The 16,515-nt window shown below is 58.8% G+C and carries 15 protein-coding genes; 10 read left to right on the top strand and 5 right to left on the bottom strand.

The window, feature by feature from the left end; translation table 11 throughout:
• Positions 1-34: 34 nt before the first annotated feature.
• Positions 35-763 (top strand): phosphonate ABC transporter ATP-binding protein, encoded by a 729-nt coding sequence (locus ACFFT4_RS08850; protein WP_378046853.1) that lies wholly within the window; start codon positions 35-37, stop codon positions 761-763.
• 223 nt (positions 764-986) lie between these two features.
• On the opposite strand, the gene ACFFT4_RS08845 is transcribed toward ACFFT4_RS08850, so the two are convergent.
• Positions 987-1,124 (bottom strand): DUF6254 family protein, encoded by a 138-nt coding sequence (locus ACFFT4_RS08845; protein WP_378046851.1) that lies wholly within the window; start codon positions 1,122-1,124, stop codon positions 987-989.
• Between the two features lie 112 nt (positions 1,125-1,236).
• On the opposite strand from ACFFT4_RS08845, the gene ACFFT4_RS08840 reads away from it, so the two are divergent.
• From ACFFT4_RS08840 to ACFFT4_RS08820, 5 genes are all read left to right on the top strand, one after another.
• A complete protein-coding gene (locus ACFFT4_RS08840; RefSeq protein WP_378046850.1) occupies positions 1,237-1,926 on the top strand; it encodes an MOSC domain-containing protein in 690 nt (229 codons plus the stop codon).
• Positions 1,927-2,801: 875 nt separating this feature from the next.
• Positions 2,802-3,719, top strand: coding sequence for a polysaccharide deacetylase family protein (locus ACFFT4_RS08835; RefSeq protein ID WP_378046848.1), 918 nt, complete (start codon positions 2,802-2,804; stop codon positions 3,717-3,719).
• Positions 3,720-3,859: 140 nt separating this feature from the next.
• Complete coding sequence (locus tag ACFFT4_RS08830) at positions 3,860-4,864, top strand: 2-oxoacid:acceptor oxidoreductase family protein (RefSeq protein WP_378046846.1); 1,005 nt, start codon at positions 3,860-3,862, stop codon at positions 4,862-4,864.
• 59 nt (positions 4,865-4,923) lie between these two features.
• On the top strand, positions 4,924-7,233 hold the full coding sequence (locus tag ACFFT4_RS08825) for a thiamine pyrophosphate-dependent enzyme (RefSeq protein ID WP_378046844.1): 2,310 nt from the start codon (positions 4,924-4,926) through the stop codon (positions 7,231-7,233).
• 22 nt (positions 7,234-7,255) lie between these two features.
• The gene (locus tag ACFFT4_RS08820; protein WP_378046842.1) at positions 7,256-7,564 is read left to right on the top strand and encodes a hypothetical protein; all 309 of its coding nucleotides are present in this window, start codon (positions 7,256-7,258) and stop codon (positions 7,562-7,564) included.
• Between the two features lie 143 nt (positions 7,565-7,707).
• Here ACFFT4_RS08820 and ACFFT4_RS08815 read toward each other — a convergent pair whose 3' ends face one another.
• Complete coding sequence (locus tag ACFFT4_RS08815) at positions 7,708-8,220, bottom strand: hypothetical protein (RefSeq protein WP_378046840.1); 513 nt, start codon at positions 8,218-8,220, stop codon at positions 7,708-7,710.
• 159 nt (positions 8,221-8,379) lie between these two features.
• On the opposite strand from ACFFT4_RS08815, the gene ACFFT4_RS08810 reads away from it, so the two are divergent.
• The 3 genes from ACFFT4_RS08810 to ACFFT4_RS08800 are packed head-to-tail and all read left to right on the top strand — an operon-like array spanning position 8,380 to position 11,959.
• Positions 8,380-8,904: an ADP-heptose synthase gene (locus ACFFT4_RS08810; protein WP_378046838.1), complete on the top strand. Its 525-nt coding sequence runs from the start codon at positions 8,380-8,382 to the stop codon at positions 8,902-8,904.
• Between the two features lie 57 nt (positions 8,905-8,961).
• Positions 8,962-10,926 carry a tetratricopeptide repeat protein gene (locus ACFFT4_RS08805; RefSeq protein WP_378046836.1) on the top strand — a complete coding sequence of 655 codons (1,965 nt, stop codon included), beginning with the start codon at positions 8,962-8,964 and terminating at the stop codon, positions 10,924-10,926.
• A gap of 25 nt (positions 10,927-10,951) precedes the next feature.
• Positions 10,952-11,959: a CobW family GTP-binding protein gene (locus tag ACFFT4_RS08800; protein ID WP_378046834.1), complete on the top strand. Its 1,008-nt coding sequence runs from the start codon at positions 10,952-10,954 to the stop codon at positions 11,957-11,959.
• On the opposite strand, the gene ACFFT4_RS08795 is transcribed toward ACFFT4_RS08800, so the two are convergent.
• Genes ACFFT4_RS08795 through ACFFT4_RS08785 form a run of 3 tightly spaced genes read right to left on the bottom strand, consistent with a single transcriptional unit; the run spans position 11,953 to position 15,740 of the window.
• A complete protein-coding gene (locus tag ACFFT4_RS08795) occupies positions 11,953-13,113 on the bottom strand; it encodes a Ger(x)C family spore germination protein (RefSeq protein WP_378046832.1) in 1,161 nt (386 codons plus the stop codon). The two genes, ACFFT4_RS08800 and ACFFT4_RS08795, sit on opposite strands and share 7 nt — an antisense overlap.
• Position 13,114: 1 nt before the next feature.
• Entirely contained in the window at positions 13,115-14,662 is a 1,548-nt protein-coding gene (locus ACFFT4_RS08790; protein WP_378046830.1) for a spore germination protein, read from the bottom strand.
• Positions 14,625-15,740 (bottom strand): endospore germination permease, encoded by a 1,116-nt coding sequence (locus ACFFT4_RS08785; protein ID WP_378046828.1) that lies wholly within the window; start codon positions 15,738-15,740, stop codon positions 14,625-14,627. The genes ACFFT4_RS08790 and ACFFT4_RS08785 overlap by 38 nt, the downstream gene beginning before the upstream one ends.
• A 186-nt stretch (positions 15,741-15,926) precedes the next feature.
• On the opposite strand from ACFFT4_RS08785, the gene ACFFT4_RS08780 reads away from it, so the two are divergent.
• Complete coding sequence (locus tag ACFFT4_RS08780; protein WP_378046826.1) at positions 15,927-16,370, top strand: GNAT family N-acetyltransferase; 444 nt, start codon at positions 15,927-15,929, stop codon at positions 16,368-16,370.
• The last annotated feature ends 145 nt before the right edge of the window (positions 16,371-16,515 follow it).

Below are 16,515 nucleotides of genomic sequence, written 5' to 3'. Positions count from 1 at the left end.
TAGATGAATCAAGGATTGAAGGGACAGGACAGCCATGATCGTAATTTCTGGATTGACTCGCACGATACCCGATGGAAAAACGATACTTAAAGATGTGGACGCGCGGCTGGAGCCCGGGACGTTCATCGCCGTCGTCGGCTCGAGCGGCAGCGGCAAATCGGCGCTGCTGAGAGCGCTTGCGCTAAAGGAAGTTTGGACTTCAGGGGAATATAAAATAGACGGAACGGATTTGATGGAAGCCAGCTTCCTCGCGAGGATGCGATTTAAACGGCAGATTGCTTATTTGGAGCAGAAGCCGATTTTGTACGAGAAAAAGACGGCGCTCAAAAACGTGCTGATCGGCGCGTCCGAGCAGACGCCGATATGGCGCAGAATTACCGGCATGGTTCGCAGCGACGACTATATGGGCGCAATGGACATGCTGGAGCATGTCGGCCTGATGGAGCGGTCGAAGCAGATCGTGGAGCGGATGAGCGGGGGTGAACGGCAGCGGATCGCGATCGCGCGGGCGCTCGTGCACGGCGCGCGCCTCGTGCTGGCGGACGAGCCCGTCTCCGGGCTGGACCCTCATACGTCCGAGGAGATGATGGCTACGCTTAAGAAACTCTGCAAGGAGAAGGGAACGACGATTGTCGCCGCCTTGCACCGGGTGGAGCTGGCGGAGAAATTCGCCGACGAGATCTGGGGCATGCAGGACGGCCGGCTGGTCATGACGGCAAGAGGCCGCCGTTTGACGGCGGCCGAGAAGATGCGGCTGACGTAGCAATAGAAAGCCGCAGCCGTCGTGCACCCCAGACCCTCGGTCGTAGGGCGGCAACGGCTGTTCGTAGGGTTGCTCGGTTGCGTCGACGGATCGTTCTGCTGGCTGTTGTCCCGTGGTCGCAGATCGGCTCGGGCTGTTCGCATGGTCCGCTTACGTCGATGGATCAATTTTGCCGTCTGTTGTTCGTGGTTGCAGGTTGGCTCTGAATGTTCGCATGGTTCGATTACGTCGACGGATCGTCCTTGCTGTCGGTGTCCGCTGCGCCGGACAGCTTGTGAAGCGAAGAGATTTTGCCGTGGGGATGCTGGTTTTGCTTGCGGCTTTTCCAGTTGCTTTCCCGACGACGTTTGGAAGTGGTCATGCCGTTCCCGCCTTTCGTTCGTGCATCGTATGGTGGTACATGAGTTATCGTGGCGTATGCGGCCGGAGGTTATTCACGTGTGACGTTCTTCCGGAAAGAGAGGAGCAGATCGATGACGAGCGGTCATGCTGCTGTGGCGGTTTATCCGTTGCTGTCGCTTAATATTGGCAAAGTCCAAACCTCCATCTATAAAGGCAAAGAAGCGAAGTCCGGTATAATGAAGACCTCTGTCCAGCAGACGCTGCGGCTGACCAGGCTCGGATTCGAAGGGGACGAACAAGCCGATCTGGAGAATCACGGGGGGCCCGACAAGGCGATATGCGTGTATAGCTTCGACCATTATCGGCATTGGGAAGAGGTGCTGAGGCGTTCGCTCGATTACGGGGCCTTCGGAGAAAACTTTACTGTCGAACGAATCGGCGAGCAAGAGGTGCGTATCGGCGATATTTTTCGCGTCGGCTCGGCAGTCGTGCAAGTAAGCCAACCCCGGCAGCCCTGCTGGAAGCTTGCCATGAAGTGGGGCTTGGACGAGCTGCCGCTGCTCGTCACGAACAGCGGTGCGACCGGTTTTTATTTTCGCGTGCTGGAGACCGGAGAAGTGCGGGCGGGAGACGAGCTGTCGCTGCTGCAGCCCCACTTCGACGGCGTCACGGTAACCGAGGCCAACCGCGTTATGCACCGGGACCGCGACGACGCGGCAGGCATACGCCGATTGCTCGCGGTGGATGCCTTGTCCGAGAGCTGGACGACCACATTGACCAAGCGACTCAACCGGCTGGAGAGCCAAAGCGGCGGTCCGTGAGGGCTGGGTGCTGTTTGCTCATGAGAGCTGGATGCAGATGGACCAGGGCTAATATTGGCTCGCTTTGCCCTTAGCGACGCCCTGATCGTGAAAGGGAGGGTATTAAGCTCGCGGGACGGACCTATCGCTGGCGAAGATGGCTGTGGCGATGGATAAGCACGTGGGACGGACCTATTGCTGGTAAAAATGGCTGTGGACGATGGATAAGCTCGCGAGACGGACCTATTGTTGGTGAAGACGGCTGTGTGCGATGGATAAGCTCGCGGGACGGATCTATTGCTGGTGAAGATGGTGACGAATGGTTCATAGATACACGAAACGGTTCTATCGCTCCTACTGGGCACCTTGCTCGCTAGTCTCCCAAATAATACACATTAGATGCTCGAAGAAACCTGCTATTCCCCCTCCAAAAAGCTCCCAAGTAGCTTAAGATGCTCGAAGAAACCTGCTATTCCCCCTCCAAAAAGCTCCCAAATAGCTTAAGATGCTCGAAGAAACCTGCTATTCCCCCTCCAAAAAGCTCTCAAGTAGCTTAAGATGCTCGAAGAAACCTGCTATTCCCTCTCTAAAAAGCCTCCTGCGTGCTCCAAGATACTCAACATACTCAACACACAACCAGTTAATACCTCCCGAAAAACTCCGCCGGACCCAAGATGCCGCCAAACCCATGAAGTTACCAAACCCAAGACGATGCCAGACCCTTATCCAACTTAAGACGTTGCCAACCCCAAGACATCACCTGCCTCGAAACGCTCAATAAACTCCGGAAATGCGCATAAAGCGGCCGGGGAGGATGTTGGAATGGGACACGAGACAACTGTAAGCAATGAGTGCGGGGCGCGAACATATAATGGAGAGGAGGGAGGGGATGGAAGGTGAACACGGCTCAGCGGTTAGGGTACGGGAAAGAGGAAAAGTTGCTGATCGTTAACGCGGACGATTTTGGGCTGTGCGGCAGCGTCAACGAGACGATCGTCGAGCTGCTGGCATCCGGGGCGGTCTGCTCGGCTACGGTGATGATGTGCTGCTCCTGGTCCGCGGACGCGATCGCCCGGGTGCTGGGAACCGTCCCGAACGCGGACGTCGGCGTTCACTGGACGCTTACGAGCGAGTGGCCGGGCTACAAGTGGGGACCGGTATGCCGGACCCGGCCGATGATCACGCTTGCGGCGCGCGGAGGCTGGTTCCCCGGAACGGTCGCGGAAATCGAGCGCACGGCCGACCCCGAGGAGGTACGCTGCGAGCTGATTGCGCAGACGGAAGCGGCCATCGCATCGGGCCTGTCGCCGACGCACGCCGACAACCATATGGCAAGTCTGTACGGATTGTATTCCGGGAAGGATCTGCTCTCGGTCGTCTTCGACATTTGCGCGAAATACGGGCTGCCTTTCCGGCTGCCCCGCACCCTGATTCCCGTCGGAGGGCGGACGATTCCCGCGGAGCTGCAAGAGCGGGCGAAACGAAGGGTTCGTCAGGCGGACGATCGGGGGATTGTGCTGCCCGACTACATTGTCGGTCCGGAATACGGACTGAACGAAGGGGATACCTACGAAGCCGTCAAACGGGAGGGCATCGCCTTGCTGCGCGGACTGCTGCCCGGCGTGACGGAATGGATCGCGCATCCCGCCAAATCCGCGCCCGAATTGACCGCGTTCCACGGCCAACCGGCCAAGAGGGAGATGGAGCGGCGGTTCTGGCTCGACGAGGACGTCCGGAGGATCACGGCCGAGGAACGGATTCGCTTTATCGGCTGGAGGGAGCTACAGCTGCTGCAGAAGGAGCTGTCGGCCTGACGAACAAAGTTGGCTTTGTTTGACGCTTTATCGCATCGAAAGGAGGAATTCGGATTTTAAAGGCGAAATAATTAATATTTGTATATTTTAAATTTTCTGAATGTTCCTTCACCTCACGCGAAAGGGGATTGCAGAAAAACATGGTGACACTGCCTAAGGTCAACGAGCTCGGTTTTTTTGAAATTCGATTGGAGTCGATCGGCGGGCTGGGCGCCAACCTGGCCGGCAAAATGCTGGCGGAAGCCGGGGTGATGGGCGTCGGACTCAACGGCGTCAGCTTCAGCTCTTACGGATCGGAGAAGAAAGGATCGGCGGTCAAGGCCCACATCCGGTTTTGCGACATCAACACGCGCATTCGGGATACGTCTCCGGTGGAACGTCCGCATGTGATCGGAGTGTTTCACGAGAACCTCTCGAAGACGATCAACGTCGTATCGGGCATGCACGAGGACAGCATCGTGCTGGTCAACTCCAAGAAGTCGCCCGAGCAGCTCAAGAGCCAGCTTAAGCTGAAGGCCGGCATTATCGCGGTTGTGGACGCCACCGGCATCTCTTTGCAGGAGAACAACCGCGTCAACATGGCAATGCTCGGCGGATTGTTCCGGCTGTGCGAGTTTCTCGATGCGGAATTCATGAAGGGGGTCATTCGCAAGTCTCTGGAAAAAAAATATCCCGCCGCCGTGCAGCCCGCGTTAAACACGTTCCAGCGGGGGTACGACGAAATGAGCTTTCAGACGTTCGGTCTGGAGGCGGGGGAACGGATGCCCGACTTCGTCCGCATGGACACGCCGGTGCTCGGCTACGAGACGCAGCCGATCGGCGGCGTGATTACGAATCCCGGCAACAGCATTCTGAAGGACTTGAGCATCTCCCGCGCGGGCAAAATGCCGCATTTCGCCGACGACAAATGCATTCATTGCGCGGCATGCGACAACGTCTGCCCCGACTTCTGCTTCGTCTGGGAGGAGCAACCCGACAAGAAGGGGCGTCCGCAGATGTTCCTGCAGGGCATCGATTACCAGTACTGCAAAGGCTGCCTGAAATGCGTGCAGGCCTGTCCGACGGACGCGCTCTCCTCCGAGCTGGAGGAGGACGGCTACGCGGATGGACACCGAGTCGCCCACAAGTTTCATTTGGCTATGTAAAAGAGAAAGCGCCTTGTGATCCTTCAACAAGAACCCGATAGGAAAGGTGGAGTCTGAAAATGTCGATCGACATTCGCCAAGAAACGGTCAAGCAAGGAACCGTGGAGCAGAGGATCGTCTACGAATCAGGCAACGAGATGGCCGCATACGCCGCACACCAGATCAACTATCATATTATGGGTTATTTTCCGATCTCTCCGTCTACGGAGGTCGCGCAATTTCTCGACTTGATGAAAGCGAACGGACAGCACGATATCGTGCTCATTCCCGCGGACGGGGAGCACGGCTCGGCAGGGGTATGCTACGGCGCTTCGGCCGCGGGCGGCCGGGTGTTCAACGCCACGTCGGCCAACGGTTATCTCTACATGCTGGAGCAGATGCCGGTGCAGTCGGGCACGCGATTCCCGATGGTGCTCAATCTCGTGTGCCGTTCGGTCTCCGGGCCGCTGGACATTCACGGCGACCACTCGGATTTGTATTTCGCGCTGAACACGGGCTGGCCGATCGTGCTGTGCCGCGATCCGCAAGCCGTCTACGATATGAACATTATCGCGCTCAGGCTGGCGGAAGATCCGGAGGTCCGCCTGCCGGTCATCGTCGCTTCGGACGGTTATTTCACGAGCCACCAGAAGCGCCGGGTCATGACGTTCACGCACCGCGAGGACGTGCAGAAGTTCGTCGGCGAGCATCCGCCGGAAGGCTTCCAGCACGTGCTGGACCGGAACAATCCGATTACGGTCGGACCGTATATGAACGAACCGGATTACATCAATAACTGCTACCAGCAGAGCATGGCGATGTATCGGGCCGAGGAGGTTTTCGAGCGCATCCAGAAGGAATACGCCGAGCTGACCGGCCGCGAGTATCCGATATTGGAGCTGTACCGGATGGAGGACGCCGACGTCGCCGTCTTCCTGCTCAATTCGTCGGCGGAGATCATCAAGGACGTCGTCGACCAGCTCCGCGGAAAAGGCATCAAGGCCGGCGCGATCTCGCCGAACATCATCCGTCCGTTCCCGGCGAAGCGGATCGCGGAGGCGCTCAGGCACGTCAAGGCGGTCACGGTCGGCGATCGCGCCGACTCTTACGGCGGCCACGGCGGCAACATGGTGATGGAGGTCCGCGCCGCGCTTCAGCAGTACGGCAATTCCTCCACGCTTGTCATCAGCCGGATCTACGGCCTCGGGGGCAAGGATTTCTACGCCGAGGACGGTCTGGCGCTGTTCGAATTCGCCATCGACGCGATGAACAAAGGATATGTGGAGAAGCCGTTCGACTACCACGGCGCGACTCCGGGTGATCCGGCGAAAGCGCCGAAACGCGTGCTGGAGCCGATGAAGTACGAGGATCTGAAGACGGGGCTCATTACCGTGACCCCGAACGAGGAGACCGGCAAGATCAACGTGCGCATTCCGCCTCTGCGTTCCTTGACGAAGAAGCCGAAGCGGATCGCTCCGGGGCACGGCGCTTGTCCGGGATGCGGCATTTTCTCGGGGCTCGAGCTGTTCTTCAAAGGCATCGAAGGCGATATCGTCGCGCTGTTCCATACCGGCTGCGCGATGGTCGTTACGACGGGATATCCGTATTCGGCCCATAAGGCGACGTACATTCATAACTTGTTCCAGAACGGGGCGGCCACGCTGTCCGGCGTCGTCGAGATGTTCCACGAGCGCAAGCGCCGGGGCGAGCTCGATCAATACGGGCTCAAGGACGATTTTACGTTCGTCATGATCACGGGAGACGGCGGCATGGACATCGGCATGGGTCCGGCAATCGGGGCCGCGCTTCGCAATCATAAAATGATCATCCTCGAATACGACAACGAAGGCTATATGAACACGGGCGCGCAGCTCTCGTATTCGACGCCGATGGGGCACCGGACCTCGACGTCCAACGTCGGCAAGTTCCAGGGCGGCAAAGTGTTCCACCATAAGGACACCGCGCAAATCATGGCCGCCACGAACATTCCTTACGTCTTCACCGGCAGCGAAGCGAATCCGCAGGATCTCGTGCGCAAAGGGGCCAAGGCGCAGTGGTACGCGCAGAACGTCGGTCTCGTATACGGCAAAATCCTGATCACCTGTCCGCTCAACTGGCTGTCCGAGGACAAGGACGGCTCCGACATTATCGATTATGCGGTCAACAGCTGCTTCTTCCCGCTCTACGAGGTCGAACGCGGCATTACGGCGATTACCTACAATCCCGAAGAGAAGGGGAAGCGGATTCCGGTCGGCGATTGGCTGAAAATGATGGGCAAGACGAGACATCTGAACAAGCCGGAGTACGCGGAGACGCTGCGGGAATTCGAGGGCGAGATCGAACGGCGCTGGAACGCGCTGAAGGCGAAGCACGAAAATCCGTATCTCTGAGCGGACGAAGGAGGCGGGGAGCATGCCGTACGCGCTTCGTCATGCGGAGACGGGAACGCTGCTGGCCGGTTGGCAGAGGAACGGCTACAAGCTGGATTATTACGGGATCGTACAGTGGGACGACGAGCCTGTGGCCGAAGCTGTCGCGGAGGCGCTGGCGCAGGCCGGAGTTCCGCCGGAGGACGAGGCCGGAAATCCCGAAGCTTGGGAGGCGGTGCGGTTGACCGAGCATGAGGCGAAAATGGCCAACGTGAAGCTGCGCAACGATGCGGGACGGGTCGTCCATTATCGGGACGGCGCGCTGGGCGTCGGCGCGGCCCGCGACCATTAACGACATGAAACAAGCGTCCTTCTCGCGATGAGGGACGCTTGTTTCGTGTCGACGCCGAGCCGGACCGACGGATGCGTTGCGTGCGGGTTCACGTCCATTCTCGCGGCCCGGAGACTCGCGTTCGTATCCGGTTCCGCAGAACCTCAAGCCTCCGGAAGCAAAGAGGCGGCCTTGCTCCCGGAGACGGACAGAAGGTCCGCAACCTTTTGCAGCCGCAGCAGTTCGTTGGGTTTCAGCTCCCGTTGGAAATAGCCGTACAAGTAAGCCGCTTCCAGGAACGGAAGACCGGGGTAACAGACGACCTGCTGGTGCGAATACGGGTTGTCGAGCAGAATTTGCCATTCTCCGCCCCGATCCGGAAGCGGGATGGCGGCCAATACGTCGTTTTTGACGGCGAAGATGAGGTCGAACTCGTCCCATAAGGCGCTCCAGGAAGGGCTGAACCGCTCCGGGTCGGGGAACAGCTCGCGAGCCCGGGACAGCTTGCGGCGCAGGAGCGGAATTTCGTCGTCGGCATAGGTTCGCAGTCCTTCGCGAAAGTCTTCGATAAACCGGTAAAAGGAAAAATACCCTTCCCGCGCGATCCGTTCGGTATGCGTTTGCTCTAATTCCTTCGGTTCGGCGCGCATATACTGGTGAAAGGCAGACATCGACATCTCCGACAGCCCCTTAACGGCAGGAATAGGAAAAACTTCATGAAATATTATACCGCAGCCGCGCCTGCATTCAAAGAACGGCGACAGCCGTTTAGGCTTGTGATATAATGTAAAACAATGCGCGAGGCGCGGTAAGAGTTGTGGGAGGGAAATGCAGAGATGAGTCGGCGTTTTGTCATCGAGGCCGTCATGATCGCCATTTACGGTCAACTGCTTCTGCCGAAACGTCCTGTCGAGTACAGGATACCTTATACTTCGGTAATGGAGCTCTACGATATGAAAGACAGCCCGGAGCCCGTCATGCCGGAAGCGGAAGACGATGCTTACGTGAAGACGAAGATCGGAGAGATGATTGCCTACTTCGAAGATTCGTTTAATAAAAAGAAGATCGAACGCGCGCTGATGGCCCCTTGGCGGGAAAGTCCGCCTCTGCCGATCAACGACAACGTCTCGCTCGTCATCGTAAACGCGGCCGAGAACATGCAGTACGGCGAGGCGTTCGACCCGATCGAGACGGAAGTCATCTTGATGGGGCTTAAGCTGCAGTGTCCGATTCTCACCGACCAGATCGAGTTCCAGGACAAAGTCGTCCAGAACTCGGTTCCCGTTCAACTGTTCGACATCGACGATTTCGAATACGCGGTCGAGGAAGGCACGGAGACCGCCGACGAGTCCAAAGAATAAGAAAGCTGCCGAGTCGCTCGGCAGCTTTTGCGTCAAGCCGGAAGGAGGACGAAGCTCATGCTGCATGTCATTGCCCGCTGGATGGCCAAGAAGCGGAGAAAGCAGCAGAAGCTGCGGCAGTCGATCCGCTGGCACGAACGCTGGGGAACCGCCAGAATGACCTTGGAGGAGCGCGTCGACTACGCGGGCCTGCTTCACGAAGTCGGGAAATCCGAGCAAGCGGTCGGGCTGCTGACGGCAATGTTGGAGCGGAACCGGCACGCGCAAGCCTATGAAAGACGAGCCCATATTTTCAATGAAATGGGGCAGGAGGAGCAGGCGATCGCGGATCTGGACGCGGCGATCGAGCTCGCTCCGGAATCGTATATGGTCTGGTATACGAGAGCGATCTCGCATAACAACCGGGGAGAATACGAGCAGGCGGTGCGGGATTTCCGCCAGGTGCTGCGCAGACGGGAAGATTCCAAAGCTTCCACGCATTACGAGCTCGGCAACGTCTATATGAAGATGGGCCGTTACGAGGAAGCGGAAGCCAGCTACGCGAGCGCGTGCGAGAACGAAGAGCTGGCGATTCCCCATTACTATTTCCGGCGCGCGCAGGCGCTGGAGATGCTCGAGCGGATGGACGACGCCCGAAGCTCGCTGAGCCGGGCGATCCGAATGCAGCGGGAATGGCGCGCGCAAGACAGGAGAGGGCTCGCGAATTATCAGGCGCGAACGAGGTATTCCCCCGCCGCGATCGGCACGTTTATCCAGGGAGCCGAGGAGGAGTACGGCTTCCTGCATTACGAATCGAAGCTGCGGGAAGCCGCGGGCGATCTGACGGGGGCTCTCGCTTCGATCCGCGAGGCGTTGGAAAGCTATCCGGACGAAGCGGATCTGCGGCTGCGCTGCGGGCAGCTGCTGCGCCGGCTGGAACGGCCGCGGGAAGCGGAGGAGGCGCTGACCGGCCTGGTCTCGGCGAATCCGAAATGGCTGCCGGGATACATGGAGCTGAGCGCCCTGTATCGGTCGGAGGAGCGGATGGAGGAGATGGTGCGCCTCCTGAACGAGGCCAAAGGACGCTTCCCCGGGCATATGGTCGTTCGTTATTGGCTGGCCGATGCGTACCGGGAATCGGGCCGGGGAGACGAGGCGCTTCGGGAAAACGCGGAGCTGACGGAGCTGGAGCCGGGCGATCCGCTGAACTGGAAGCAGCGCGCGGAAATTTTGATCGACGCCGCCGAGTACGGAGCCGCCGGCGAAGCTTATACGAAGGCTCTGGCGCTGGAGCAATCGGCGGAGAGCTATATGCGCCGCAGCTATTCCCGTTATATGGAAGACAGGTACGAGGAGGCCATGCTCGATATCCAGGACGCGATCCGGCTGGATGCCGGTCTGCTAAAGGAAAGCAAGACGGCTTACGCGATGGCGGAGCTGTACATGGGAATGCGGAACTACGAGCTCGCGGACGCCGAATATTCCCGCGCGCTGGCGCTGGAGCCGGACAATCCGCAGATTTACGACCGGCGCGCGCGCTGCCGGTTTGCGGCGGAACGATGGAGCGGGGCGCTGGACGACTGCAACCGGGGGCTGCAGCTGACGGGAACGAATCCCCGGCTGACCTGGCTGCGAGGTCTGATCCAGTATCGCATGGAAGATCTGCACGGAGCTGTGCTGGATATGTCCTCCTACACGGAGCAGGTGCCGGACGATGCGCAGGGATTCTACAACCTGGGCCATCTGTACAATCGGCTGGATCGGCACGACGAAGCGATTGCGGCGTTCTCGAAGGCGATCGAATTGAATCCGTTCGACGCCCAGGCTTATCTCGAGCGCGCGTCGGCGTGGTATCACCATTACTTCGACCGCACGCGCGCGGCCGTCGATCTGGCGCAATGGCTGCTTTATACGGAAGCGGGGACTCATGAGGGCGATCGGCTCGAGCTGCTCGACGAAATCCGCGGATTCGACGATGAGATGAGAGAGCTGGCCAGAGATCAGTTCCAGCGCCTGTACGGCGGTTCAAGATATTTATCTTAGCAGTTGCAAAGGAGCTTTACCCGCAATGGAGCATATTGTTCCCGTATATGTACTGACCGGTTTTCTCGGCAGCGGCAAGACGACGCTGCTGAATCGCTTATTGGACGAGGCCCGCGCTTCGGGGCGCAAGGTGGCCGTGCTGCTTAACGAAGCCGGCGACGCCAATGTGGAAGGCTTTATGCTGGGCAGCGACGTGCCGATGGCGGAATTGCTGGGCGGCTGCATCTGCTGCACGATCCGCGCGGATCTCGGCATGGAGCTGACGAAGCTTGCCCGCGAGCACCGTCCGGACGCCATATGGATCGAGACGACCGGAATCGCCCGGCCGCTCGAGGTTCTGGATTCGGTGACGGAAGCGTCCATGTACGAGAAGCTGGAGCTGCGGGGCGTCGTCGCGGTAGCCGACGCGCGTCATCTGCTCGACCGGGTTCGGATCGGCGCCGGCAAAACCTACAAGCTGATGAGGGAGCAGATCGCCGCGGCAAGCTTCGTCGTGCTGAACAAAACCGATCTCGTCGGGGCCGCCGAGCTGGCCGAACTGGAAGCGCTGATCGCCGATTGGAACCCGCGGGCGCGGCTTGTCTCGACGGTGAGAACGCAGCTCGAGCCCGACTCGATCTACGGAAGCGACCGAAGCTTCGCCGCAACCGGAATCGGGGCTCCCGAGACAGGCTCTGCGGACTGCGACCACGGCCATGATCCGCATCCTCATGCGCATTCCCATTCACACGGCGACCCTTCCGCCCACGAGCACATCAACGCTTTGACGTATTATTTGCCCGGCCCGATCGACAGCCGCGCTTTCGAGGAATGGGTCGGCAGCCTGCCGGACAGCGTCTACCGGGGCAAAGGAGTCGTCACTTTCCGGGATACGGCCAGCCGTTTTTTGTTTCAATACGCCTACCGGGAGAGCGATTTTCTCAAGATTACGCCGCAAGGCACGGTGCACGATGTCCTCGTGCTGATCGGCGAGCAGTTTCCCCGCGAAGAGCTGCTTAAGCAGCTGGAACGTTTGGCGGCTCCGTCTCAATAAGCCGTCATTCTCCGGTTCAGCTTGTACATGCCGCTGTTGGCGAGCTTGACGGTCGCCCTCACTTCGCCGAGACGGGGAGATGCGAGCGGCGTGCGGCCGTCCGAGGTCAGACGTTTCCATGCCGCATAATTTCGGCGATAGAGACGATGCTCCAGATCAAGAATGTCGATATGCGTCTCCTGACCGAGACGATGGGTCGTCCGGATCTGTTCCTCGATTTGCGCCCCGGCCATTCGCTCCAATTCCTTTTCCGATTCCGGTCTCCACAATTCCAACAACGCGGCGGCGGCCTCGAGCTCCACGTTAAATACGGGTTCTCCGTTTTTCAGCAGGACGCTTACTTTCGTTCTCGGCTTGGTGAGCCGAAGGGTCCCTACGCGTTCGCCGCCGTCGGTCAGAATGATCCTCGCGCCCTGCTTCCTGTGGTCGAGCCAACGGATGCCGAGCAGCTGCTCGGCAGGCAGCCGACCCAGGAAGCGGGTGTTCCGCAGGGCGTATACGCCGTTGATCTCCAGCTTCGGGTCTGGCTTGCGGTTTCGCATCCACGTATGGCTGGACACGGACAGGGCGGGGAGCAGCGCCGTCTTGCCCGGTTCCCGTACTTCCCGGATAAAGCTCGAAAGCCGCAGCGGCGCTATGATCGGCCGTTGGCTGTAGTTCGTCTCGGGCGCGTACAGAATGGAGTTCATGGGCGACAGGTTAAAAAAGGGCCTGGTCGTGAAAACCTCTTTCATATTTTCGTCCGAACCGTAGATCCAGGGCGTGTAGCGAATTTCGGGATAACGGATCAGGGAATCGAACACTCCAAGCAAATCTCCGTGCTCCAGGGCGCTCCTCGAGAGAACGATCGAATTGAGATGGCCCCAGAACACCGTCTGCTGCGTCGTCTGGTACAGCTCGACGATAGCCTCCGACAACGTTGCGCCGCTCGCTTGGCCTACCCAGACGACAGCCGGCTTGTCGCTCTTGCCGCTTTCGCTTCTGGCGACGCTGGAGAAATCGAGCTGCTGGATATACACGACGTAGCGTTCGTCCTTGAAATCGATGCCGATGCCGGTGAAATAATTGACGTCCTGCAGCGATTTAATGTCCCAGCACCCGCCGAGCAGGCAGGAGAAGCCGATCGTCCAGGCGCACAGCAGCCATCTTTTCATTTCACGAATTCTCTCCTTGGCGGGTACCGTCGATCGGACCGTTCATGCCGGGCCTTGTTTTGTACCGGTTTTTAGGGAATTTCAGCAGAGCGAACATCGCTTCCTTGAAGCGAAACGGAGAGATCGGAGACAGAAACGGGATGCCGAACGAGGTCAGCGAGGACAGGTATACGACGAGTAGAAAGACGGACAGGAAAAAGCCCAGCATGCCGAAGAGGCAGCTGACGGTCAGCACGAACAAGCGAATGCACGTAACCGCTCCGCTCAGGGACTGATTAACGAGCGTGAAGGTCGCCACCGCCGTTATCGCAGTCACAACAAGCGTGGTCGGGCTGGTCAGCCCCGCGCTGATTGCGGCCTCGCCGACGATTAGCCCACCGACGACCGCGACGGTCTGCCCGACCGCTTTCGGCAGACGCATGCCCGCCTCCCGGAACAGCTCGAACAGGGCGATCATCAGAAACAGGTCCACGGGACCCGACAGAGGCAGTCCCAGTCGGGATACGACGATGGTGGCCAGCAGCGGGAACGGGATCTGATCGAGATTATAGGCGGAGATCGCCACCCAAAATCCGGGAAAGAAAATCGCTATAATCAAGCCGATGAGGCGAAGCAGCCGTTCGAGCGCGACATAATAAAAGGGAAGATGCATATCTTCGGGAGATTTAAGCAAGATCATGATGTTCGACGGAGCCATCAGCACCATGGGCGACCCGTCAACAACGATCGCGAAGCGGCCCCGCAGCAGCCCGGCGGCGATGTAATCCGGACGGCCCATGTATTCGATAAGCGGGAACAGCGAATAGGAGGAATCCGCCAACGCTTCCTCGAACAGTTGGCTGGACAGGACGCCGTCGATTTCGATTTTGGAAAGCCGTCTTCGCGCTTCGTCCAGCAAATCCGCATTCGTAATGTCCGTCATATAGAGAAGGGCGACGGAGGTGACGCTGCGCGCGCCGATATGGAAGTAATTCACGCCCATGGTCGGCGACTTCAACCGTTTGCGGACGAGAGCGATATTCGTCTCGATCGCTTCGGTAAAGCCGTCTCGCGGTCCTTTGATCGAAATTTCGGTATTGGATTCGTCCGTCCCGCGCTGGGGCGGAGCGGCCATGTGGATGACGTGGATCTCTTGGGTTTCTTCGAAGAAAAGCGCGAGATTGCCGGAAAATACTTGTTGAATCAGGTTATCGACCGCATCGCGTCCTTCAATCCGGTGCAGGTTGCGCGGGCGCAAGGGCAGCTTTGCATTCGATGCCTTGCCTTGATCGGAATCGCCCGCCAGCAGGCAAGGGAGCTCGCGGAACATAAAGTCGTTGAGCTGCGCGGAATCGATCATGCCGTCGCAGTAGATCAGCAGAGGATTCGGGCCGGACGGAGCGTCGTCTTGATCATAGAACAGATGAAGGTTCACGTCGCCCGAAGCTGCGAACAGCTCCTTCAGCGCTTCGCGGTTCAGCTCGTTCGGACGAAGCTTCGCGTGTTCGGGACGTTCGCCGGAGCTGAGGTCCTCATGCGAGATTCCGCGCGGCGGATGTTTCGGTTCCATGGGCTTTCCTCCGTTTCGGAATAATGAGCAGCAGCAGGAGAAACGGAAAGGCGTAGAAGATCAGCATCACGTTCGGAAAATAATATTGGCCGATAAAACGCAAGAAGACCGAATCGCTGATTCTCGCATCCGAGGAGACGGCCACGAGCGCGACGCCGGACAGCGCCATGAGCGGCAGCTTGAATTTGCTGCGCGTAAGCTGCAGCAGATCGAATAAAAGATAGTAGGCGAGCGCGACCCGAATCAAGGAGCCGGACAGCCATTGGTAGATAGACAGAAAGTCCAGGTGAGAGATAAACTTGCCGATCATGACCATTCGCCACTGCTCGAAAGCCGGATAGCGCTGATCCGCGGCTTCGAAGGGACCGAATATCGTGATCGCGGCGATCAGGGGCCCGAACACCAGGCCGGTTACGGCCAAGGTCAGAACGAGAAACGCGCTCAGTTTGAACCTTCTGCTGAGGTGGTGCTGCAGGCCGATCAGCAAAATAAACTCGACCAGGCCGCTCAGCGTGTACTGTGTTCCGCGCGCGATTTCCGCGGCGTTATGGGTCAGCATCGGCAGCAGATAGCTGTAATCCTTGAATTGGAAGTTAACGCTCATGACGAACAGGCCGAAGGCGACGACCGCCGGCAGCAGGATGCCCGCCGCGATTGCGGTCGTGCGCAGTCCGGCGGCCGCCGCGGCCATGCCGGAGAAGACAAACAGAACGACGGTGACGGGGTAAGGCGTCTTCTGCAGATACGTAACCTTTGTCCAGATCGTTGTATCTCTTATGGTGACGAACAAAATCATCATGCACAGCAGGACGAGAGGAAGGACGACAAGCCAGGCGATAACGGAATTGTAATGGGCTTTGAACCAATGGAACAGCGATTGCTGCCCGGTAAGCTTCATGACCCAATGGACGACGATTGTCCAGACCACGACCGCCGGTAAGGCCAGAAGCGCGCTAATCCAAGAGTCCCGAAAGGCGGTTTGCAGGATGAGCGGCACGATGATGACGTGGTTCGTAATTCCGATCGCCAGGCTGAACATCAGCATCGCCTGGAAAGTGCCGATTTTAATCCGGGGCATGACGAAAACTCCCTTCACCTGTACCGGTTAGTATGAGCGCGGAATTGGCATCGTATGCAAATAATGGAACGGTCGTTGCCGTTGATCATTGCGACAGGCTCGGTTATGCTGTAGAAATGCGGGCAAAACGCCGGAAGGCGCCAAATGCCCGAAGGGACGACGGTTTGTCGGGGGGAGAGGGATACGATGGAATGGATACGCGTGGAAACGGAGGAGCAGCTGCGGGAAGCGCTTGCGGTCCGTATGGAAGTGTTCGTGAAGGAGCAGGGCGTGCCGGCGGATATCGAGGTGGACGAGCATGACGCGTCTCCGTCGGCTTGCCGGCATTATATCGTCCAATCCGACAGCGCGACGATTGCCGCAGGCAGGTATCGGACTTACGAGCCGGGGGTCGCCAAGCTGCAGCGGTTCGCCGTGCTTAAGCCTTGGCGCGGCGCGGGCGTCGGAACGTTCCTGCTGCGGGCGATGGAGGAAGAGGCGAAGCGGGAAGGCTATCGCGCCGTCATTCTCGACGCGCAGTGCTCCGCCGAAGCGTTCTACCGCAGGCTGGGCTACGAGCTCATCTCAAGCGAACCGTTCCTGGATGCGGGGATTTTGCATGTCCGTATGCGCAAAAACGGGTTGGCGTAGCGGGCCTGTTCGGCGCCGAAGCATTGGAAAAACGTTCTTTCCCGGACGGATTTTTCGGCTTTGTTTACCTTTCCCAAATTTAGGAGCGCGGTTCCGTATATTTTTTCGCGAAATCCAGCAACCTTTATCCGTTTTTGGCGTTATA

The organism is Cohnella cellulosilytica (assembly GCF_042431195.1).
Lineage (GTDB): Bacteria > Bacillota > Bacilli > Paenibacillales > Paenibacillaceae > Cohnella > Cohnella cellulosilytica.
The sequence above is the reverse complement of the archived record's forward strand: the minus strand, read 5'-3'. Positions and strand labels throughout refer to the sequence as shown.